Origin of the sequence: Campylobacter sp. RM10537 (assembly GCF_022369435.1) — a bacterium.
Taxonomy (GTDB): Bacteria; Campylobacterota; Campylobacteria; order Campylobacterales; family Campylobacteraceae; genus Campylobacter_D; species Campylobacter_D molothri.
The window spans coordinates 1,491,356-1,513,382 of sequence record NZ_CP059597.1 but is presented as its reverse complement, the minus strand read 5'-3'; the positions used below and the strand labels follow the sequence as shown (position 1 = coordinate 1,513,382).

The 22,027-nt window shown below is 30.9% G+C and carries 22 protein-coding genes, 4 tRNA genes and 1 pseudogene; 19 read left to right on the top strand and 8 right to left on the bottom strand.

Going from position 1 to position 22,027, the window contains the following annotated elements:
- Nucleotides 1-93: 93 nt before the first annotated feature.
- The 6 genes and pseudogenes from ruvC to CMOL_RS07755 all read left to right on the top strand — a co-directional run bounded on the left by ruvC (nt 94) and on the right by CMOL_RS07755 (nt 7,605).
- Entirely contained in the window at nt 94-570 is a 477-nt protein-coding gene (gene ruvC, locus CMOL_RS07780; RefSeq protein WP_200281462.1) for a crossover junction endodeoxyribonuclease RuvC, read from the top strand.
- Between the two features lie 131 nt (nt 571-701).
- Nucleotides 702-3,233: a flagellar hook protein FlgE gene (gene flgE, locus CMOL_RS07775; RefSeq protein WP_239820293.1), complete on the top strand. Its 2,532-nt coding sequence runs from the start codon at nt 702-704 to the stop codon at nt 3,231-3,233.
- Between the two features lie 194 nt (nt 3,234-3,427).
- Nucleotides 3,428-5,395, top strand: a pseudogene (gene flgE / locus CMOL_RS07770) (flagellar hook protein FlgE); the annotation flags it as partial.
- Nucleotides 5,396-5,478: 83 nt separating this feature from the next.
- Nucleotides 5,479-5,862 carry a preQ(1) synthase gene (queF, locus tag CMOL_RS07765; protein ID WP_200282361.1) on the top strand — a complete coding sequence of 128 codons (384 nt, stop codon included), beginning with the start codon at nt 5,479-5,481 and terminating at the stop codon, nt 5,860-5,862.
- Nucleotides 5,863-5,990: 128 nt separating this feature from the next.
- Nucleotides 5,991-6,641 carry an outer membrane beta-barrel protein gene (locus tag CMOL_RS07760; RefSeq protein ID WP_239820292.1) on the top strand — a complete coding sequence of 217 codons (651 nt, stop codon included), beginning with the start codon at nt 5,991-5,993 and terminating at the stop codon, nt 6,639-6,641.
- A complete protein-coding gene (locus CMOL_RS07755) occupies nt 6,625-7,605 on the top strand; it encodes a Gfo/Idh/MocA family protein (protein ID WP_239820291.1) in 981 nt (326 codons plus the stop codon). The genes CMOL_RS07760 and CMOL_RS07755 overlap by 17 nt, the downstream gene beginning before the upstream one ends.
- 1 nt (nt 7,606) lies before the next feature.
- On the opposite strand, the gene CMOL_RS07750 is transcribed toward CMOL_RS07755, so the two are convergent.
- The 5 genes from CMOL_RS07750 to CMOL_RS07730 form a co-directional block, all read right to left on the bottom strand.
- Nucleotides 7,607-8,239, bottom strand: a complete 633-nt coding sequence (locus CMOL_RS07750; RefSeq protein ID WP_200282370.1) for a hypothetical protein — start codon at nt 8,237-8,239, stop codon at nt 7,607-7,609.
- A 195-nt stretch (nt 8,240-8,434) separates the two neighbouring features.
- Nucleotides 8,435-8,510, bottom strand: a tRNA-Val gene (locus tag CMOL_RS07745).
- Nucleotide 8,511: 1 nt separating this feature from the next.
- Nucleotides 8,512-8,587 (bottom strand) — tRNA-Ala (locus CMOL_RS07740).
- Nucleotides 8,588-8,671: 84 nt separating this feature from the next.
- Nucleotides 8,672-9,631 carry a glycosyl transferase family 90 gene (locus tag CMOL_RS07735; RefSeq protein WP_239820290.1) on the bottom strand — a complete coding sequence of 320 codons (960 nt, stop codon included), beginning with the start codon at nt 9,629-9,631 and terminating at the stop codon, nt 8,672-8,674.
- A 27-nt stretch (nt 9,632-9,658) separates the two neighbouring features.
- Nucleotides 9,659-9,746 (bottom strand) — tRNA-Ser (locus CMOL_RS07730).
- Nucleotides 9,747-9,829: 83 nt separating this feature from the next.
- Here CMOL_RS07730 and CMOL_RS07725 point away from each other — a divergent pair.
- The 3 genes from CMOL_RS07725 (at nt 9,830) to CMOL_RS07715 (ending at nt 10,616) form a co-directional block, all read left to right on the top strand.
- Nucleotides 9,830-9,906 (top strand) — tRNA-Met (locus CMOL_RS07725).
- Nucleotides 9,907-10,026: 120 nt separating this feature from the next.
- Nucleotides 10,027-10,341, top strand: coding sequence for a hypothetical protein (locus CMOL_RS07720; RefSeq protein WP_239820289.1), 315 nt, complete (start codon nt 10,027-10,029; stop codon nt 10,339-10,341).
- Nucleotides 10,341-10,616, top strand: a complete 276-nt coding sequence (locus tag CMOL_RS07715; protein ID WP_239820288.1) for a hypothetical protein — start codon at nt 10,341-10,343, stop codon at nt 10,614-10,616. The genes CMOL_RS07720 and CMOL_RS07715 overlap by 1 nt, the downstream gene beginning before the upstream one ends.
- A gap of 165 nt (nt 10,617-10,781) precedes the next feature.
- On the opposite strand, the gene rlmN is transcribed toward CMOL_RS07715, so the two are convergent.
- Entirely contained in the window at nt 10,782-11,852 is a 1,071-nt protein-coding gene (gene rlmN / locus CMOL_RS07705; RefSeq protein WP_239820286.1) for a dual-specificity RNA methyltransferase RlmN, read from the bottom strand.
- Between the two features lie 13 nt (nt 11,853-11,865).
- Nucleotides 11,866-12,411, bottom strand: a complete 546-nt coding sequence (locus tag CMOL_RS07700) for a phosphorylase family protein (protein ID WP_200282385.1) — start codon at nt 12,409-12,411, stop codon at nt 11,866-11,868.
- A gap of 89 nt (nt 12,412-12,500) precedes the next feature.
- On the opposite strand from CMOL_RS07700, the gene rsmA reads away from it, so the two are divergent.
- From rsmA to CMOL_RS07685, 3 genes are read left to right on the top strand one after another with little or no spacing between them, the layout of a single operon-like run.
- Complete coding sequence (gene rsmA / locus CMOL_RS07695) at nt 12,501-13,283, top strand: 16S rRNA (adenine(1518)-N(6)/adenine(1519)-N(6))-dimethyltransferase RsmA (RefSeq protein WP_239820285.1); 783 nt, start codon at nt 12,501-12,503, stop codon at nt 13,281-13,283.
- Nucleotides 13,270-15,252 (top strand): ribonuclease J, encoded by a 1,983-nt coding sequence (locus CMOL_RS07690; protein WP_239820284.1) that lies wholly within the window; start codon nt 13,270-13,272, stop codon nt 15,250-15,252. The genes rsmA and CMOL_RS07690 overlap by 14 nt, the downstream gene beginning before the upstream one ends.
- A gap of 3 nt (nt 15,253-15,255) precedes the next feature.
- Nucleotides 15,256-16,017 (top strand): pseudouridine synthase, encoded by a 762-nt coding sequence (locus CMOL_RS07685; RefSeq protein ID WP_239820283.1) that lies wholly within the window; start codon nt 15,256-15,258, stop codon nt 16,015-16,017.
- 28 nt (nt 16,018-16,045) lie between these two features.
- Here the strand turns inward: CMOL_RS07685 and CMOL_RS07680 are convergent, their stop codons facing one another.
- Entirely contained in the window at nt 16,046-17,089 is a 1,044-nt protein-coding gene (locus tag CMOL_RS07680) for a type II asparaginase (RefSeq protein WP_239820282.1), read from the bottom strand.
- A gap of 323 nt (nt 17,090-17,412) precedes the next feature.
- On the opposite strand from CMOL_RS07680, the gene CMOL_RS07675 reads away from it, so the two are divergent.
- The 7 genes from CMOL_RS07675 to rpsS all read left to right on the top strand — a co-directional run bounded on the left by CMOL_RS07675 (nt 17,413) and on the right by rpsS (nt 22,013).
- Entirely contained in the window at nt 17,413-18,672 is a 1,260-nt protein-coding gene (locus CMOL_RS07675) for a dicarboxylate/amino acid:cation symporter (protein WP_239820281.1), read from the top strand.
- Between the two features lie 433 nt (nt 18,673-19,105).
- Nucleotides 19,106-19,417, top strand: a complete 312-nt coding sequence (gene rpsJ / locus CMOL_RS07670; protein WP_002779353.1) for a 30S ribosomal protein S10 — start codon at nt 19,106-19,108, stop codon at nt 19,415-19,417.
- A gap of 10 nt (nt 19,418-19,427) precedes the next feature.
- Complete coding sequence (gene rplC, locus CMOL_RS07665) at nt 19,428-20,003, top strand: 50S ribosomal protein L3 (RefSeq protein ID WP_200282398.1); 576 nt, start codon at nt 19,428-19,430, stop codon at nt 20,001-20,003.
- Complete coding sequence (rplD, locus tag CMOL_RS07660; protein ID WP_200282400.1) at nt 20,000-20,614, top strand: 50S ribosomal protein L4; 615 nt, start codon at nt 20,000-20,002, stop codon at nt 20,612-20,614. The genes rplC and rplD overlap by 4 nt, the downstream gene beginning before the upstream one ends.
- A 2-nt stretch (nt 20,615-20,616) precedes the next feature.
- Nucleotides 20,617-20,898 carry a 50S ribosomal protein L23 gene (locus tag CMOL_RS07655; RefSeq protein WP_200282403.1) on the top strand — a complete coding sequence of 94 codons (282 nt, stop codon included), beginning with the start codon at nt 20,617-20,619 and terminating at the stop codon, nt 20,896-20,898.
- Nucleotide 20,899: 1 nt separating this feature from the next.
- A complete protein-coding gene (gene rplB / locus CMOL_RS07650; RefSeq protein ID WP_137623852.1) occupies nt 20,900-21,730 on the top strand; it encodes a 50S ribosomal protein L2 in 831 nt (276 codons plus the stop codon).
- A gap of 1 nt (nt 21,731) precedes the next feature.
- On the top strand, nt 21,732-22,013 hold the full coding sequence (gene rpsS, locus CMOL_RS07645) for a 30S ribosomal protein S19 (protein ID WP_002779444.1): 282 nt from the start codon (nt 21,732-21,734) through the stop codon (nt 22,011-22,013).
- Nucleotides 22,014-22,027 lie beyond the last annotated feature (14 nt).

Genomic DNA, 22,027 nt, shown 5'->3' with positions numbered 1-22,027 from the left:
AATCTCTCTTTGAATTTTTTAATTGTATAAATTTTATCTTAAATTTTATAAAAAAAGGTTAAAATCTTTATTTATCTTTAATTAAGGCTAGTTATGAAAATTTTAGGGATTGATCCAGGTTCAAGAAATTGTGGTTATGCTATTATAGAAGCGGATAAAAATAAAAATGTATTGATAGAAGCAGGACTCATTAAAATCAAGCCTAGCACTTTACAATATCAAATCACAGAGCTTTGCGAAGGTTTAGATCTGATCTTTAAAACACATCAATTTGATGAGGTAGCTATAGAAGATATTTTTTTCGCTTACAATCCAAAAACCGTTTTAAAACTCGCGCAATTTCGCGGGGCTTTGAGTTTAAAAATTTTACAAATTCATGGAGATTTTGCAGAATACACCCCTTTACAAGTTAAAAAAGCCGTCACAGGTAAGGCAAAAGCCACAAAAGAACAAGTTGCCTTTATGGTAAAAAGACTTTTAGGACTAAGTAAAGAAATCAAGCCTTTAGATATCACAGATGCTATAGCAGTAGCCTTAACTCATGCTGCAAATTTAAGAATAAGAGTTTAAGGCTATATTTTTAAAATTTCAAAAAATTTCTTATATTTATCTCAAAAATTTCAAAAGTTGGAACAGAACTTGCTTATAAAATTGCATAAACGCGAATGCGTTAAAAGCAATATTTTATAAAGGATTCAATCATGATGAGATCACTTTGGTCCGGAGTGAGCGGACTTCAAGCACATCAAACAGCAATGGATGTTGAAGGTAATAACATCTCTAACGTTAATACAACAGGTTTTAAGTATTCTCGTGCTGATTTTGGAACCATGTTTAGCCAAACTGTTAAGATTGCTACAGCGCCAACTGATGGTAGAGGCGGACAAAATCCACTTCAAATTGGTTTAGGTGTTTCTGTGAGTTCTACGACAAGAATTCATTCTCAAGGATCGATTCAAACTACCGATAAAAATACCGACGTTGCGATCAATGGTGATGGATTTTTTATGGTGAGTGATGATGGAGGTTTGACAAATTACCTTACAAGAAGTGGGGATTTCAAACTTGATGCTTATGGAAATTTTGTCAATAACGCAGGTTATGTTGTCCAAGGTTGGAATATCAACTGGGATACTCAAAGCATCGATTCATCAAGATCCCCTCAAAACATCTTCATCGATCCAGGTATGCATATCCCCGCCGCAAAATCAACCGAAGTAGCCATTAAAGCAAACCTAAACAGCGGTCTAAACATAGGCACAGCAAAAACCCCTATATATGCTCTTGATTCAGTCCATGGTTACAATAAAAAAACTGGCGAAACCAAAGACGAAAACGACACAGGCATCACCCAATTTTACACCACTTCTAAAAATTCAGTTGAAGTTACTGAAAAAGGGGTTGATTGTGCTTCTTTATTTAATGGAAGTGGAACAGGACTAAATTTACGAGAAGGCCAAGGCATTTGGGTATCCTATGCTGATGCTAAATTCAGCACCCAAGGTGGAAATGGTTTTGATAAAAATAGTGTTAAAAATCAAGATAATGTTATTTTTTGGGGTGATACTAGTAAGCCCACAAAATTAGATATTACCATAAATGGAATTCATATTCAAAACGATAATATCACAGGCATTGATGAAGCTATAAGATATATCAATACCTATACTGTTCCAACCGATAGCCGAGAAGGCACAGGTGTAAAAGCCGTTAAAAATAAAGATGGCACAGGCATAGACTTTATAAATACCAATGCTGATGGTACCACCGATAATATGAAAAATATCGACTTAACTGTTAATAATGCTAATACAGCCGGTGAATTATGGAATATAAAAACTAAAAAAGATAACGAAAGTGATATATTTGATTGGGATAATACTAATCCCGTAGGAAGTGTTAATGATAATGGAACACATTGGATACAAGGTGACGGTAAAGATAAAACACATAATATTCATATCGTAACAGCCCATAAATACGTTTATACTTCTTCTCCAGTCGATCTTCCTCCTTTATATAATCCAGATAGTGGAGCAAATTATAATACTGCATTAGAGAATACTTCAGGAACAGCTGAAAATAATTATAGATTAGCAATGAATGGTTCTTATTTAAATACCGATCAAAGAACTTTCCATACTACCGAAGATCTAAGAGAGCTCTTACAAAGAGATGCCAGATATGGGGTTGATTATGATGGTAGTGGTGGCTTTGAAGTCGATGGTAGCGATCTAAATGAAGGTGTAAAAGTAACCATAAGCACAAGCGGAGAATTTATAATATCTAATCCTAGTGAGCAACCAGACAGACCAGGTTATAATGGTCAAACTCAAACTCAAAGAAAAGCTCATAATATTAATTTCAATATCACTTCTTATACAGATTCAGATGGTAAAGTAAGCACTAACGAAGCCTTTACTAATATCTTTAAAGGTTTTGATGGAAATTTAAATGTAGGCAATAGCAACAGAAAAAGCGAACAACTTTTCTTGAGTGCTTTCTCAGCCGGACTTGAAATTTATGATTCTTTAGGTTCTAAACACACCCTAGAAGTACAATTTGTAAAACAAAGCACCACTCAAGATGGAGGAAATGAATGGCAAATGATCATCCGTGTTCCTGAACCTGCTGAGATTAATACCACAGGTGAAGGCCCAAGCAATATTGTTGTAGGAACAGCAAGATTTAACAATGATGGATCTTTATCTTCATACAGTCCTAGAACCCTAAATTTCTCACCAAACAACGGTGCAGCACCAAATCAACAAATCAAACTCAGCTTTGGTACAAGTGGTGCTAATGATGGTCTTGTAAGCTCAAATTCAGCTTCAGCACTCACAAGCCAAGCAACCGATGGTTATCCATCTGGAAATTTAAAACCAGATGCTATACGTGTAGATGATAAAGGAAATATCTTAGGTGAATTTACCAATGGTAAAACCTTTGCCGTTGCAAAAATGGCTATGGCTTCTGTAGCAAATAACTCAGGACTTGAAGAAATCGGCGGCAATCTTTTCAAAGTGACTGCTAACTCTGGTAACATAGTAGTAGGTGAAGCAGGAACAGGCGGTCGCGGCGATATGAAAACCTCGGCGCTTGAAATGTCAAATGTGGATTTGAGTCGTTCTTTGACAGAACTTATCATCATCCAAAGAGGTTATCAAGCAAACTCAAAAACCATTTCAACGAGTGATCAAATGCTTCAAACTTTGATCCAATTGAAACAATAAATTTTTGATCTTTTGATTCTTTATAAAATTTTTCCCACTTTTGTGGGAAACTAATCTTGCTTTACAAGTCTATTTTCTGGTAGATTTGTAATACTGGATTGGACTTGACTGCCTTCAAAATTATTGCTAACTCGCTCTTTTTAGAGTGAGTTGCAAATAATTTTGAAAAAAATTATAAAAAGCATCGATTCATTTGGAATATCAACTGGGATACTCAAAGCATCGATTCATCAAGATCCCCTCAAAACATCTTCATCGATCCAGGTATGCATATCCCCGCCGCAAAATCAACCGAAGTAGCCATTAAAGCAAACCTAAACAGCGGTCTAAACATAGGCACAGCAAAAACCCCTATATATGCTCTTGATTCAGTCCATGGTTACAATAAAAAAACTGGCGAAACCAAAGACGAAAACGACACAGGCATCACCCAATTTTACACCACTTCTAAAAATTCAGTTGAAGTTACTGAAAAAGGGGTTGATTGTGCTTCTTTATTTAATGGAAGTGGAACAGGACTAAATTTACGAGAAGGCCAAGGCATTTGGGTATCTTACGCTGATGCGAAATTTACTACTGAAAAAGGTACTGTTTTTGATGAAACTAATCATGTAACTCAAAATGATATTATTTTTTGGGGAAATACGGATAATCCTGTAACTTTAGATATCACTTTAAACGGAGTTCATATCCAAAATTCAACTATTAAAAGCATTGATGAAGCCGTAGCTTATATTAATACTTTTACTGTTCCAAATGATAGCCGAGATGGCACAGGAGTAAAAGCTGTTAAAACAGCTGATGGTAGCGGTATAGAATTTGTTAATGACAATTCAAATGGCACCACCGATAATATGAAAAATATCAATTTAGTGGTAAATGCAGGCAATGAAGCAGGTGAACATCAAAATCTTACTTGGAGTGAAGATAATAAAAAATTTACAGTCCAATTAACTCAAGCAGGTCAAGATAGTGATTGGTTTAATGATAACCTGATGGAGGGTCGAGTAAATAATCATGTAGAAATCATCACAGCTCATAAATATATCTATAGCTCTTCCCAGCAAAATTTATCTCCTATGTATAATCCTGATGGAGGAAAAGGATTTGAAGCAGGCACCGGTCAACAAGCTCCTACTGATCCTGCCTCTAAAAATTATTATGATGCTATACAAGGGGGTTTAAGAAATACTGATGCGAGAATCTTTCATACCACCGAAGATCTAAGAGAGCTCTTACAAAGAGATGCCAGATATGGGGTTGATTATGATGGTAGTGGTGGCTTTGAAGTCGATGGTAGCGATCTAAATGAAGGTGTAAAAGTAACCATAAGCACAAGCGGAGAATTTATAATATCTAATCCTAGTGAGCAACCAGACAGACCAGGTTATAATGGTCAAACTCAAACTCAAAGAAAAGCTCATAATATTAATTTCAATATCACTTCTTATACAGATTCAGATGGTAAAGTAAGCACTAACGAAGCCTTTACTAATATCTTTAAAGGTTTTGATGGAAATTTAAATGTAGGCAATAGCAACAGAAAAAGCGAACAACTTTTCTTGAGTGCTTTCTCAGCCGGACTTGAAATTTATGATTCTTTAGGTTCTAAACACACCCTAGAAGTACAATTTGTAAAACAAAGCACCACTCAAGATGGAGGAAATGAATGGCAAATGATCATCCGTGTTCCTGAACCTGCTGAGATTAATACCACAGGTGAAGGCCCAAGCAATATTGTTGTAGGAACAGCAAGATTTAACAATGATGGATCTTTATCTTCATACAGTCCTAGAACCCTAAATTTCTCACCAAACAACGGTGCAGCACCAAATCAACAAATCAAACTCAGCTTTGGTACAAGTGGTGCTAATGATGGTCTTGTAAGCTCAAATTCAGCTTCAGCACTCACAAGCCAAGCAACCGATGGTTATCCATCTGGAAATTTAAAACCAGATGCTATACGTGTAGATGATAAAGGAAATATCTTAGGTGAATTTACCAATGGTAAAACCTTTGCCGTTGCAAAAATGGCTATGGCTTCTGTAGCAAATAACTCAGGACTTGAAGAAATCGGCGGCAATCTTTTCAAAGTGACTGCTAACTCTGGTAACATAGTAGTAGGTGAAGCAGGAACAGGCGGTCGCGGCGATATGAAAACCTATGGTTTCAAAGACAATATAATTTTTTTGTAAGATGGAAATTTGCTATAATTTGGATTTTAAATTATTGCAAAGGAAAATAAATGCGTTATGGTGAAAAAGAAATCAAAGAATTTAATGTAGACAATATGGAAATTTGGCCAAATGATGCTAAAAATGATTATATCATAAAGATTACTTTGCCAGAATTTATGTGCTGTTGTCCTAGGAGTGGTTATCCTGATTTTGCAACTATATATCTTGAGTATATGCCTGATAAATTTGTAGTAGAGCTTAAGGCCATAAAACTTTATATAAATACTTTTATGTATAGAAATGTTTCACATGAAGCAAGTATCAATGAAATTTACAACACCCTAAAAGATAAACTCAAACCAAAATGGATCAAAGTTGTAGGAGATTTTAATCCTCGTGGAAATGTTCATACAGTTATAGAATGTCGTAGTGATATTGTAGTACCTAAGTGAGTAAAATATTCCCATTTTTTAATAAAAAATTAAAATTTATTTAAAATAAATTTGATATTAAATATTAAAATTATACAATTTAGAAATCTAACTTATTTTTTAGATTGATTAAAATTTTAAGGGAAAACATGAATAAAAAATTATTGAGTATAGTTGCTGGCACGTGCTTATTTGCTAATCTAGCTATGGCAGATGAAAGATCAGGATTTTTTATAGGTGTTGATGCTGCTTTAATGAATGCTAAAGTAAAAGCTGATCTTAAGCATAGTAAAAGTGGTACAAACTCTACTTTTAATGGTGATATTTCACAAACAATTCCGGTTTTAGATCTTAAATTGGGATATCGTTTGAATGAATCTCATAGAATTTATTTTACTTATGCTGGCTCTGATGATTTTAATGATTTTATAAAAACTCCAGCACTTTATATAGAAGGTGATTTTTCTACGCAAAAATTTTTATTGGGTTATGATTTTACTCCAAAGCTTTTTACAAATACAAGGGCGGTTTTAGGTGTGTATTCTGGTTATGCAAAAACAGATGTTGATTTGAAAACTTCATTTTTAACTTTATCTCAAAATTATGATGGTTTTGTTTATGGGGCAAAATTGGGTGCTATCTATGAAATCACTCCGCATAATGAAATAGAATTGGGTGTTAAAGCAGAACAAATACACTATAATACTAAGAATTTTTACCAAAACCAAGTTGGATCAAATTTCTATGATCCTAAAGAAACAAATTATAGTGCTTATTTAGGATATGCTTACAAATTCTAAGCGAAAAAATGTCGCTTTTTTAGGTGCTGGTTCTATAGCAAACAAAGTTGCACCAATGTTAAAACAAGCTAGATTCCATCCTTATGCGGTGGGATCTTTAAATCATGCAAAAGAATTTGCTTTTAGACATGGTTTTGAAAAATTTTATACAAATTATGAAAAATTGCTTGAAGATAAAAATATAGATCTTGTTTATATCAATACTCCACATTCTTTGCACTACGAACATATAAAAATTTGCCTTGAAAATTATAAAAATGTCCTTTGTGAAAAATCCTTTACTTTAAATTTCAAACAAGCCAAAGAGCTTATAGAATTAGCAAAGACTAAAAAATTACTTTTGGCTGAAGCTATTTGGACGCGTTATATGCCTTATATAAACATCATTAAAGATTTTTTAGCAAAGGATTTAATCGGCGAAATAGTTAGTATAGAAGCAAATTTAGCCTACAATGTCATGCATAAAAACCGCATAACAAGCTTAGAGCTTGGTGGAGGTGCTTTGCTTGATGTTGGAATTTATACTCTTAATTTTGCACTTAGTTTTTTAAAAGATGAAATTAAAAATATAATCGCAACTTGTAAAAAAATGCCTAGTGGCGTAGATGAAAGCAATGGAATTATTTTAGAATTTCAAAAGGGTGCTTTTGCTTTTTTAAATTCAAGCGTAGCTGCTATTAGCGATAGAAAAGGCGTTATCAATGGAACAAAAGGTTATATTTGCGTCGATAATATCAATAATCCTAAGTCAATAAAGGTTTATAACAAAGAAAGAAAGCTAATCAAGCATTCTCTTGTACCAAATCAAATCAATGGCTTTGAATATGAATTTCAAGCCTGTTTTAAAGCTATAGAGCAAAATAAAATAGAATGTGATGAAATGAATCATGAAGAAATCTTAAAAATGATGAATTTGATGGATAAAGTGCGTGAAAAAATGGGAGTAAAATTTATCGGTGAGTGATTTAATTGCCTCCACCGATAAAATATTTTTCAACATCGTCGAGTAATTTTTCGCAAATTCTTGATTCTGTGTTTTTATCTACAACAAGATTGATTGCAGTTTTTGTATCTCTAAAGCTTCCAGCTGATTTTGAATTTTCGCGTGAAAGTTTTTGATTGTCCCTAGTATATTCTATAGTGATATTAAATTTAAGAGCAGCACTTGCTTCACCTAGATTGGTTTTTACTAAAACATTCATTTGAGAAGCTTTAGCTAAAGTCGCTTGAGTTTTATTGACTATTTCTTTAAAGCGTTGGCAAGAGCGGATTAAAGAAGAGATAAATTTATTATCAAGTCCTTCATAAGCAACTTTGAGTTTGTTTTTAATATCTTTCGTGCTTTCTTTTTCTGGTGCAACAAAAACCATATAAAAACCATTTTTTATTGGAACATTATCGCTTTTTGTATCACGTCCACTTGACATTACCTTAACATAAATTGCATTATCAAGATATACACGATCAACCATAGGACCGTAAATTTCATATTCTTTTCTACGAACAATAACTTCTCTTGCTAAGACATTGAGCTTGACATTAGCTTCATGGATAATTGGCTCCATTTCTTTTTTAATTTCAAGTAATTCTTTTAACATAAAAAATCCTTTTCTTGTTAAACGCGTTTAAGGTTGATTTTGAAAAATTTCTTTAAAATATCAAATCTTAGTTTTTATATTTTTAAAACTAATAATTATATCATAACTAATTTACTATATCGTTTTAATGAGAATTTATTTTAATCCATTTTGTATTAGAATGATCAAATTAAGGATTATTAAAAGTTTAAAAAATGGTGGCTCCGATTGGACTTGAACCAACGACCACTACCATGTCAAGGTAGTGCTCTACCAACTGAGCTACGGAACCATGGTGGAGCATAGCGGGTTCGAACCGCTGACCCCAACGCTGCCAGCGTTGTGCTCTCCCAGCTGAGCTAATGCCCCTTATTTTTAAGGAAATTGAATTCTAATAAAATATTACTTTTTTTTGCCTGAAAATTTTAAGTAAAAATTAAATTTTTTGTAATTTTATTGGAATATTTGCAAAATTTCTTTTTGATTGATTTTTAATTGGTCTGAATAATAAAAATATTTGGCTAAAACTAATATGCTAATATGAAATTCTTTTTTTCTATTTAAAAATTGATTGATAAAATTATGAGCATTATTGATAATTTCAATCGCTTGTTTTGGGTGTTGTATAAAATAATTTATCGTATCTAGTAAATTTTCATTATTAATTAAAACAAAATGTTCATTGGCTTTTAATTTTCCCTCCATAAACCAAGTTTCACAAGTCATTTTTGTGGATAATACTAAAGAATTTGAACTCATTGCCCATTTTAGATTTGTTGCAACATCGTTTCCTTCTAAAGAGATAATAAATTTATATTTGCTTTGTTCTTTTTTACTTAAAAAATTTTTCTTATAAAGGCTATCATGTTTTCCAGTATCTCCTATATCGCAAAAATTTGCATTAAAATAGCTTTCAAAAAATTTTTTTCTATGTTCTTGATATACTGCACCTCTATAGATGGCTATATCTTTTTTTTCTTTAAATTTTAAAGGATCTTTAATAAATACAAAATGTCTATTTTTATCAAGATTGAGTAAAATATTATTAGAACTTTCTTTTATAGGTCTTGATTTGCAAATTGTGGGATTTGAAAAGATATAATTGACATCTGAAAATTTTTTATTCCATAAAAAGCTATCTTTGAAATATTTACTAATTTCATAAGCATCATATGCATAAGATGTATTTTTAAAAGGTAATTTTCCTATTTTGTTTACTTTGTTATCTTCAATACTAAAATGACTTTTTATTTTATTGTAGTAATTGACTCTAGTAGCTATATGTTCTAATTCAAAATCTTTGTATTTTAAAATTTCATTAAAAATTTTATCTAAATTTTTTTGAAATATAAATCTTGGAATAAAGGCACTTGAAATTCCTTTTAAATTCATAAATAATCTAGATTTAAACATATTTTTTCTTAAAATATTTGTAATCGATGGCAGACAGGAAGGGATTCGAACCCTCGAAAGCTTGCACTTTACACGCGTTCCAGGCGTGCTCCTTCAACCGCTCGGACACCTGTCTAAAATCGTTATTATAACTAAAATTTTTTAGAATAAAGAAAAATTTTAGAAAAAAAAGCTATAATTTTGACTCAAAAACTTTTTGTCAGGGTAGCTCAGCTGGTTAGAGCGCTGGTCTCATAAGCCGGAGGTCGGGAGTTCAAGTCTCCCCCTTGACACCATTTCTCAATTTTATCTCGCTTTATTTAATAAATTTTAAATTATTATTTTATAAATATTAACTTATTAAAGATTTTTTATAATTTTGCTAATTTTTAAGTAATTTATGCTAAAAATAAGTTATGGAAAAAAATATTATTTTGGAGAATAATTCGTATTTAGAAAGATTCTTTTTATATCTAAAAATAGATAAAGAATCAGTTTATAAGACTATTTGTGAAAATACAAAAACCTTTATCAATCAAGCTCCACATAAAATAAAAAAAGTTAAAGGATGTAAATATCAAGATAAAACGATTTATGAGTATAAGTTAAAATTACCCAAACAAGCTTACCGTTTGGCGTATATTTTTGATGGAGATAAAATCAAGATTTTTTATATTTCTAAGACTTTAATCAAGGCTGATTTTGTAAAAGAAATATCAAAAGTAGTATAATGATACAAAATAAAGATTTTATTCAAATTTGTTTTAAAAATTTGAAACAAATAAGTCCTTTAGATATTTTGATTTTCCAAACCTCTAAAAAAGATAGATCTATAAAAATTCAAAAAATATCAGATGAAAAATTCAATATTTATGAGGAAGGTTTCTTTCATAATGAATTTTTAGATTTGGACTTTAAAGAACTCAAAAAAATCCTAAAGCAACTTCAAAAAATAGAATTTCCAAGATCAAATCAGCTTTGGTTAAAAATAGTTAAAAATAAATGATTGATTTTATTTTTGTTGCAGATTAAGGAGTATCAACTAATAAAGTTAAATAGCTTTGGAATTAATTTTTATTTGTTTTATCTTTAAAAATTACCCAAGCCATTCCAGAAAAACCAACAATAACTACTATTGATACAAAAATAATTTCAAAAATATCTAAACTTGTCACGATGTTTTTATCCTTTCTTTTAATTGTCCGCAAGCAGCCGAGATATCAAGACCTTTACTTTCTCTTATGGTGCAAGTTATACCTTTTTGACTAAGTAAATCTTGAAATTTGATAGCATTTTCTAATTTAGGACGTTGGTATAAACTTCCTTCATGAGGATTAAAAAGTATTAAATTTACTTTAGCTTTAATACCATTTAAAAGCTTAACAAGCTCTTTGGCGTGTTCTATTTTATCATTTATATTATCTATCAATAAATATTCAAACATTACTCTTTTTCTTTGATCTATAGGAAATTCTTTAACCGCTTCCATGATAGCAGCGATATTGTAAGCTTTATTGATCGGCATTAATTCTGTGCGAAGTTCATCATTTACTGCATGTAGAGATATAGCAAGAAGTACTCCTAAATTCATCTTGCCTAGTTCTTTTATTTGTTTAGCTAATCCGCTTGTGCTGATAGTTTGTCTGCGAGGGCTGATAGCTAAACCATCATTACAGGAGAGTATTTTAACTGCTTTAGCTACATTTTTAAGATTATCAAGAGGTTCTCCCATCCCCATATAAACTATATTGATTCTTCTTTCATAAGGAATTTGATTATCCTTTTTAATGTAAAGAATTTGTGCAACAATTTCTCCAGCGCTAAGATTTCTTTTAAGCCCTCCTTTTGCGGTTAAACAAAAACTACATCCGCTTTTACATCCTACTTGAGATGAAACACAGATTGTAAATTTTGCATGAGCTATTCTTTTTCCCTCTTCATTAAATTTCTCTTTTTTCATCGGTAGCAAAACGCTTTCTATGCGTAATCCATCTTTTAATTCAAAAAGATATTTAATACTTTCGTCTTTACTTTTTTCTTTAAAAACACATTTTACTGCATCAAAATAATATTCTTTATTTAATTCTTCTCTTAAATTTTTAGGTAAAGAGCTCATTTCTAAAAAACTATCAGCGTATTTTTGATAAATCCATTGATAAATTTGTTTCACGCGAAACATTGGTTGAATTTTATTTTCTAATTCTTCAGGAAGGAAATCTAAAATATTAATACTCTTTTGCAATATTCTTCCTTGATTAAATATATTTGTGTTCTTGTAAGTAATTTTCTAATTTTTCTTTAGCTTTTTTATGATTTTTTAGAAAATCTTCATGAGCATTTTCATTGCAAAAATTTGTTGCACACAAAATACATTTTGCTTGAATATTAAATTTTTTTGCGACGCTAAAGACAGAAAAAACTTCCATATTTTCAAAATCCAATCCAAATCGAGCTAATTTTTTAGCTGCAGAAGTGTTTTGACAAATATAATTTGAAGAATTTATTTTATAAGATGTTTCTTGTGAAACATTTTTAACATCAGAATTAAAATGAATTTCATTAAGCGTTGGTGTATAAAAATTTTCGCTGATTTGAGAATATTCTATATTAAAAACATGAGAACTTTCATAAATTCCAAGAATTTCTCCCTTGTCATAAATTCCACAACTTCCTATAAAAAGTAGGCTTTTAGGTTTTTCTTTTAAACAAAGTTCTGTTAAGTTAATGCTCGATTCTATGAGACCAATTCCAATACTTTTAGCAAAGGAAAAATTTTCATTACCGCCAGCACAAACAGTCATAAAGTTCTCCTAAATATATTTTTAGTATAATTTTAACTAAATAAGACTTAAAATTAAGAATTTTTGGCTAAAATAAAAATATTGAAATTATGGTAAAAGCGAAAAAACATTACGGACAAAATTTTTTAAATAATAAAAGCATATTAGATAAAATCATCCAAGCCATACCCAATAGTGTAAAAAATATAGTAGAAATTGGGCCTGGCTTAGGTGATTTAACGCAAGAGCTTTTGAAAATTTCTAATGTAAAATCATATGAGATTGATTCAGATCTTATACCTATTTTACAAAACAAATTTCAAAAAGAGTTAGAGTGCGGAAGGCTTAATTTAATTCATAAGGATGCAAGTGAAGTTACATGCCTAGATGAAAAAAAGTATTTTTTAGTTGCCAATTTGCCTTACTATATAGCAAGTCATTTGATTTTGAAAGTTTTAGAGGATGAAAATTGTTCCGGCTTAATAGTAATGGTACAAAAGGAAATGGCATTGAAATTTTGTGCCAAACAAGGCGAAAAAGATTTTTCTGCTTTGGGAGTTTTAAGCACTGTCATTTGTGATTGTGAAATACTTTTTGATGTTAGTCCTGAATATTTTTCTCCACCGCCTAAAGTGATGTCAGCGGTGATAAAAATGACTAAATTTAGGGAATACAAAGATTTTTGCCATATCGACACTTTTAAGAGATTTTTAAAAGAATGTTTCAAATCTCCAAGAAAGCAACTTATGGGAAATTTAAAAAACCATAAGATAGAATTGGAAAAGATTTTTAAAGAGTTGGAAATTAAATTAAATTCAAGACCACATGAAATCTGCGTTGATTCATACCTTAAAATTTACGAAAGAGTAAAGGAAGACTATGAACGAAAATAACAATGAAAATACTGAAAATTCTGTAAAAACAAAAAAAAATAGATTTTATAATAAATTTAAAAATCGCAAGAAAAAAACAACAGATTCTGAAAATTCTAATGAAGCACAAGAGCAGGCAAAATTTAAAAATTCAAATGAAAAGATTAATGCCAATGAAGAATTTAAAGAAAAAAGAAAAAAGAAAAATCGCAACTTACCTTCTAAGCTTAGCGGAAATGAAGATTGGCAAATAGCTCTTGCAGAATGTATAGAAGCAAATCGTGTTTCACATGAAAATCGTTTACATCCCTTAAAATATAATAATTCTAGCGAACACAAAATTCGCGTTATTCCTCTTGGGGGGCTTGGCGAAATTGGTGGAAATATTACCGTTTTTGAAACCAATAATGAAGCAATTATTGTAGATATTGGTATGAGTTTTCCAGATGGAACAATGCACGGGGTAGATATAATCATACCTGATTTTAGCTATATTAGAAAAATTAAGGATAAAATAAAAGGTATTATTATCACTCATGCACATGAAGATCATATAGGAGCTGTGCCATATTTTTTCAAAGAATTCCAATTTCCTATTTATGCTACGCCTTTAGCTCTTGGAATGATTTCAAATAAATTTGAAGAACATAATCTTAAGGCTGAAAGAAAATGGTTTAGACCAGTTGAGAAAAGAAAGGTCTATGAAATAGGCGAATTTAGTGTAGAATGGATTCATATTACTCATTCTATTATTGATGCTTCAGCTTTGGTAATCAAAACCAATGCGGGAACAATTATCCATACAGGAGATTTTAAAATAGACCAAACTCCAATAGATGGTTATCCTAGTGATTTAAATCGTTTGGCCTATTATGGAGAAGAGGGCGTTTTATGTCTTTTAAGCGATAGTACTAATTCTTATAAAGAAGGTTATACTAAAAGTGAAAGTTCAGTAGGACCAACCTTTGATCAAATTTTTTCTAAGACTAAAGGTAGAGTGATTATGAGTACCTTTAGTTCAAATATACACCGTGTTTTTCAAGCAATAAGTTATGGGCTAAAATATGGTAGAAAAGTTTGTGTTATAGGTCGCTCTATGGAAAGAAATCTTTATACGGCTATGGAGCTTGGCTATATTAAATTAGATCGTAAAATTTTTATCGATGCAGATGAAGTGAATAAATTTAAAGATAATGAAGTTTTGATTGTAACCACTGGAAGCCAAGGTGAGACTATGAGTGCACTATATAGAATGGCAACGGATGAGCATAAATTTATCAAAATAAAACCTACAGATCAGATTATTATTTCTGCTAAGGCAATTCCAGGTAATGAAGCTAATGTATCTGCAGTTCTTGATTATCTTTTAAAGGCTGGAGCTAAAGTTGCATATCAAGAATTTAGCGAAATTCATGTGAGCGGTCATGCAAGCATAGAAGAGCAAAAATTAATGCTAACACTTGTAAAACCTAAATTTTTCTTACCAGTACATGGAGAGTATAATCATATTTTAAAGCACAAAGAAACAGCTATGAAATGTGGAGTTCCAGAAAGAAATATTTATCTTATGAGCGATGGAGATCAAGTTGAAATTTGTCAAAAATATATCAAGCGCGTTAAAACGGTTAAAACCGGTAAAGTTTTTGTAGATAATCAAATCAATAAGCAAATTGCTGATGATGTTGTAATCGATCGTCAAAATTTAGCGGATAATGGTATTGTAGTGATTATTGCTCAGCTTGATAAAGCGACAAAAACTCTTATTAACAAACCTAGAGTTTTTAGCTATGGACTTGTAGCTGATAAACATGATCATGCTTTTTCTAAAGAAATGGCGGATATTTTGAGTCAGTTTTTTGCCAATGTAAAAGACGAAATTTTAAATGATCCAAGATTTTTAGAAAATCAAATCAGACAGGTATTAAGAAAGCATATTTTTAGAAAAATCAAAAAATACCCAACTATAGTTCCAACTATTTTTGTAATGTGATCAATGAGAATCAATAAATTTATATCGCATAATAGTCGTTATTCTCGTCGCGAAGCTGATGAGCTTATTAAACAGGGCTTAGTGAAAATCAATAATAAAATAGCTCATTTAAGTGATGATGTTAAATTTGATGATAAGGTTTTTTTAAAAGGAAAAAGGCTACAAAAAAGAACGCAATTTAGCGTCATCATTTATCATAAACAAAAAGGCGAAATAGTCAGTAAAAAAGACGATCGCGGAAGAAAGACGATTTATGATACTTTGCCAAGACAATTTAATACTTGGCTTAGTGTAGGAAGACTTGATTTTGCAAGCGAAGGTTTGCTTTTACTAACAGATTCTCCTGTTATAGCTGATGCTTTAATGCATAGTGATTTAGAGCGTGAATATTATCTTAAAGTCAAAGGCATAGTAAATAAACAAGTCATAGAAGCTATGCAAAATGGCTTAGAGATAAAAAATGAAAAAAAAGGCGCTCATGTAAAAACCAAAATTACCTCTATGACTTTTTCTCCTTTTTTGGATTTCGAAATTTTTGGCTCTAGCGGTGGTTATACTAAGTTAAGAGTTGTTATTAATGAGGGTAAAAATAGAGAACTTAGGAGATTTTTTGGGCATTTTGATTTAGAAGTTATGGATCTTAAACGTGTGGCTTTTGGGGCTTTAGATTTGGGTATTTTAAAAGCTGGAAAATATCGCTATTTGGAAAATGGAGAATACGATAAATTAAGAGATTTTTTAAAATCTAATGAAATCAAATATTAAAAAGTCCTTTTTTGGACTTTTTAATATTTTAGTATTTTTCAAAATATTTTTGAATTTGAGCATTATTGTGAGTTTTTGTAAGAGCCAACATCAAAAGAACTCTTGCTTTTTGCGGGTTTAAATTTTGAGCACTAATAAAGCCTAAATTTTGATCATCTTTATTTATTGCTACAGATCCCGCGACGACTCTAGTACTTACAACTACTTTCAATCCTTTTTTTATCAAATCCTTTAAGACTTCTTTTTGATTCTCATGAATGCTTCCAGCTCCACTTCCTGCTATAACTAAACCTTGTGTACCATTTTCAAATAAAGCTTTAGCTGCAACGCCACTTCCATCATTAGAATAAGTATAAAGTATATCAACTTTTGGCAAAGTTTTTAATTTACTAACATCAAAAGGAGTTTTTGTAGTGTGATCCTTTGAAATTGTATTGTAGAAAAAGACTTTTCCATCAACAATATAACCTAAATTTCCAAAATCAGGTGAAGTAAAAGCATCAACATTAAGAGTATGGGTTTTAACTACTCCTCTTGCACCTAGTATTTTATCATCCATTGCAATCATTACACCTTTATTTTTTGCATTTTCGTTGGCTGCTAAAGCTACAGCATTGTAAAGATTTTTAGGACCATCTGCACTCATAGCAGTTGCTGGACGCATAGCGCCTACCAAAACAACAGGCTTATTGCTTTTTACGGTTAAATTTAAAAAATAAGCAGTCTCTTCCATAGTATCAGTTCCGTGAGTAATTACAATACCATCAACATCTTTTTTAAGTAATTCATTGATTTTTTTGGCTAATTTTAACCAAATCTCATCATTCATATTAGAACTATCGATATTAGCAATTTGTTCTCCACTTACTTGAGCTATATCTTTAATTTGAGGAACAGCCTTGATTAAAGTTTCTACTCCTATAACTCCAGCTTTATATCCTGTTGTTTCAAGTTCACTATCAATTGAACCAGCTATGGTTCCACCTGTGGCTAAAATTACAATTTTTGGCTTAGCTTCTAAGCAACTGACACTCAATAGTAAAAATACTATCAATGAAATGATATTTTTCATATCTTGCCTCCTTTTTTAAATATTTAATAATTATACAATTTAAATAAAAATAAATTTTAATTAAATATTTAAAAACTAAGCAAGTATTTTTTTATTGTATTTATATAAAATAATAAAATTGATTTTTAAAATTTTAATGCTATAATTTAGCCCTTTTAAGTTTGCAGGTTGCAAAATAACATTTTTAGAGGTTTTTTATGGAAAATTTTTTAATTAATTTTTTTCATTTATCCCAAATTAAAAGTTTATTGCTACTTTTTTTTATCACTTGTCTTTTTGCTTTGCTTAAATTTTTTAAAAAAAAGCTAAAATTTTATTTGATTATGGCAATTTCTTTAATTTTAGGTTTTGCTTTGGGATATTTTTTGCTTTATTTGGCAGATTTTTCTAATGAGGAAATATCAAAATTTAATTCTTTGAATTCTTTGCGTTGGTTTTATGAAATTCATATTTGGATGAATTTTTTAAATACTTTGTACATAAGTATTTTAAGACTTTTAATTATCCCTTTAGTGTTTATTTCTTTAATCCATGTTCTTATACATTTGGATGAAAAAATTCAAGTGAAAGCTTTGTTTTCTCGGGCTTTTTTTTGGTTTTTGTTTTCAACAGGTATTTCAGCTTGTATCGGAATTACTATTGCAATAATTGCAAATCTTGGAAATAATATAGCCCTTCAATCAAATTCAAAAAATCTTCATGAACTTAAAAGCCTAGATGAGATTATTTTAAATTTAATTCCAAATAATATTATTAGCGCTATGAATTCAAATAATATTTTGGGAGTAATTATCTTCGCCTTTATTTTATCTTTTGGAATCAGAAATTTAAAAGAAAATCGCGGATTTAGAATTTTTTCTTTACTGACTAGTTTTTTACATCAAGTTATTATGAAAATTAGCCTTTATGTGATTAAAATCATGCCTTATTTTATTATTACGATGATTGCTAATGCGTTGATTTTAAATGGCTATAAAGTACTTATTGATTCAATTTATTTTATAGCTTTGCTGTATGTCGCTTTTATGGCCGTTTTTATTTTGCATGCATTATTATTATTATTTCATGGATTAAATCCTTTTATATATTATAAAAAAGCCTTTCCAGCTTTGTTAATGGCTTTTAGTTCAAGAAGTTCAGCAGGAACTTTGCCAGTTACTATTTCTACTTTAACTCAGAATTTAGGCGTTACCCATACTAATGCTTCTTTTGTTGCAAGTCTTGGTACAACTATGGGAATGAATGGTTGCTCCGGATATTATGCAGGTATGATAGCTGTTTTTATGTTTCATGCCCTAAATATACCCATAGGAATGAGTGAAATATTGACAACTGTTGCTTTATGTATTATTGCTTCTTTTGGGATAGCTGGAATTCCTGGTATTACAATAATGATTATTTCTGTGATGCTTTCAGGACTTGGAATGCAAAGTCATTTTGCTTTATTGGCGGTCATTTTAGCTATAGATCCTATACTTGATATGGCAAGAACTTGTAGTAATGTTTCAGGTGCTATGGTTGTAAGTCTTATAACGGATAAGGAAATGAAAAATTTAGATATAAAAAAATATCAAGAAAGCTAAAATATAAATTTTTAAATATGGAAAAAATTTTCAAAGAATTTAATTAGAATTGTTAAATTCTTTGAATTAAAATTAAATCGTAAAATTTTTCAAGATATGTAAATTTTGATATTTTGTTAAAAAGTTTTTATATATCTAAAAATACAATTATTAATCTAAGTTTTAATATCAAATTTTAGGCACATAATACTACTAAAATAAAATTTCAATTAAAAATAGCGAAAATTTGTATTTTACTTATTTTAATTAAAATTTATTTTTTAGTATTTTCAAAATTTTTATTACAGATATAATTATATTATTTTCCTTTTTAAAAGGATAAAAATATAATTTTTTATTAAATTTTCTTGACTTTTGAAAGCCAAATTTACTATACTCTCATTTTTATTTTTGGTTAGTTTAAAGCTAACGAGTTCTTTTTAAAGGAAAAATTATGGAAAGAATCAGGCTTAAGCTAAAAGCTTATGACCATCGAGTACTAGACAGAACAGTTGCAGCAATCGTAGAAGCTGTTAAAAGAACAGGTGCGGATATTAGAGGTCCAATACCAATGCCTACAAAAATCAAACGCTATACAGTTTTAAAATCTCCACATATTAATAAAGATTCTCGTGAGCAGTTTGAAATTAGAATTCACGCTCGTATGCTAGATATAGTAGCAGCGACTCCAGATACAGTTGATTCTTTAACTAAGCTTGATTTGGCGCCAGAAGTAAGCGTTGAAGTTAGAGCTATGGGTAAATAAAGGATAGAATATGGAATATATTGTAGAAAAAATTGGAATGAGTAGAACTATCAATAGTCCAAGTATCGCTGTAACTTTGCTAAAGGTTGTTAATACAAAAGTATGCGAAGTTGAAAATGGAAAAGCGATAGTAGCATATTCAAAAGGTAAAACAAATAATAAATGTATCGCGGGACAACAAAAAAAATACAATCTTTCTGCTGAATTTAATCGTTTTGCAACTTTAGAAGTGGCAAATACTGAAGCAGGTGATTTAGATGAAACCCCATTGAGTGAAGCTAAAATTTTAAAAGTAAGTTTCAATTCTAAAGGTAGAGGTTATAGCGGTGTTATGAAACGACATAATTTTGCTGGAGGTCCGGCAAGCCACGGTTCAAGATTTCATAGACGCCATGGTTCTATTGGTAACAGAGAATGGCCAGGTCGTGTTCAACCAGGTATGAAAATGGCAGGGCATTATGGAAATACAAAAATAACTGTTAAAAATGAAGTTGTGTCTTATGATAGTGAAAATAAGATTTTAGTTGTTAAAGGTGCAGTTCCAGGATATAATGGAGCTATGGGTAAAATAAGGATTGCAAAATGAGTAAAGTAACCGTTTTAAATGATAAACTAGAAAAAGCAGGTGAACTTGATTTACCTTCAAAATACGCAGAAGTAAATCCACACAACCTTTACTTATATGTAAAATCTTACCTTGCTAGTCTTAGAGCAAACACAGCTCATACTAAAGGCAGAAGCGATGTAAGTGGTGGAGGTAAAAAACCTTGGAGACAAAAAGGTCGTGGTGGTGCTCGTGCAGGTTCAACTAGAACAAATGTTTGGGTAGGCGGTGCTGTTGCTTTTGGTCCAACAAATGAAAGAAATTACTTTCAAAAAGTAAATAAAAAACAAAAAAGATTAGCGCTTGAAAGAGCTTTGGCAGATAAGGCAGCTAAAGGTGCTTTATTTGCTACAGATTCTTTAACCATAGAGAGCGGCAAAACTAAAGATGCAAACGCTGTTATTAAAAAACTTGGTGTAAAAGATGCTTTAATTGTTAAAGATTTACTTGATGAAAAAACACTTTTAGCTTATAGAAATTTAGCAAATTGCTATGTTGTAGATGTAACCGAAGTTAATGCTTATTTGGTATCTGTGTTTAATGCTGTTATCGTAGAAAAATCGGCATTAGAATCTATTACAAAAGAAGGATAATTATGGCAGATATTACTGATATTAAAACAATACTTTATACAGAAAAAAGTTTGAATTTGCAAGAGCAAGGTGTCGTAGTTATTCAAACTTCTCCAAAGATGACTAAAACGGGTTTAAAAGCTGTTTTAAAAGAGTATTTTGGCGTAACTCCACAAAGTATTAATTCTTTAAGAATGAGTGGAAAAGTTAAGCGTTTTAGAGGTCGTTTGGGGCAAAGAAACGATTATAAAAAATTCTATGTTAAGCTACCTGAAGGTGTTAGCTTAGAAAATGTGGAGGCTTAAAATGGCAATTAAAACTTATAAACCATATACTCCAAGTAGAAGATATATTACTGGTTTAAGTTCAGAGGATATTACAGCAAAACCAAGTGTTCGTTCATTACTTGTTAAACTTCCATCTCATGCAGGACGCAATAGTTATGGAAGGATTACAAGTCGCCATAAGGAAGCTGGTGCTAAGAAACTTTACAGAATTATAGACTTTAAACGTCGTAAATTTGGCATCGAAGGCAAAGTAGAAGCAATCGAATATGATCCATATAGAAATTGTAGAATCGCTCTTATTTCTTACAGAGATGGCGAAAAAAGATATATTATTCAGCCACGTGGATTAAGTGTAGGTGATATTGTTGCTGCAGCAGAAGGCGGACTTGATATTAAACCAGGCAATGCAATGAAGCTTAAAAATATTCCTGTGGGTACTATTGTTCATAATATTGAGTTAAAGCCAGGAAAAGGTGGTCAAATGATCCGTTCAGCAGGTGCTTATGCTCAGCTTATGGGTAAAGAAGAAAAATACGTTATCTTAAGACTTGCAAGCGGTGAAATGAGACAAGTTTTAGCTGAATGTATGGCTAGTATTGGTGAAGTAGGTAATGAAGAATGGTCTAATATTACCATAGGTAAAGCGGGTAGAAATCGCCACAGAGGTATTCGTCCTCAAACTCGTGGTTCTGCGATGAACCCAGTTGATCACCCACACGGAGGGGGAGAAGGTAAGAAAAATTCTGGACGTCATCCAGTAACTCCATGGGGTAAGCCAACCAAGGGTGCAAAAACTCGCCGTAAAAAAGCTAGTGACAAATTAATAATTTCAAGAAGAAAAGGAAAGTAAGATGGCTAGATCACTAAAAAAAGGTCCTTTTGTTGATGATCATGTAATGAAAAAAGTCATCGCTGCTAAAAAGGCTAATGATAATAAACCTATAAAAACTTGGTCTCGTAGAAGCACTATTATTCCTGATATGATAGGTTTAACTTTTAACGTCCACAATGGAAAAAGTTTTATTCCAGTTTATATAACTGAAAATCATATTGGTTATAAGCTTGGAGAATTTGCTCCAACTAGAACATTTAAAGGCCATAAAGGTTCTGTTCAGAAAAAGATAGGTAAATAAGGAGAGGGGTATTT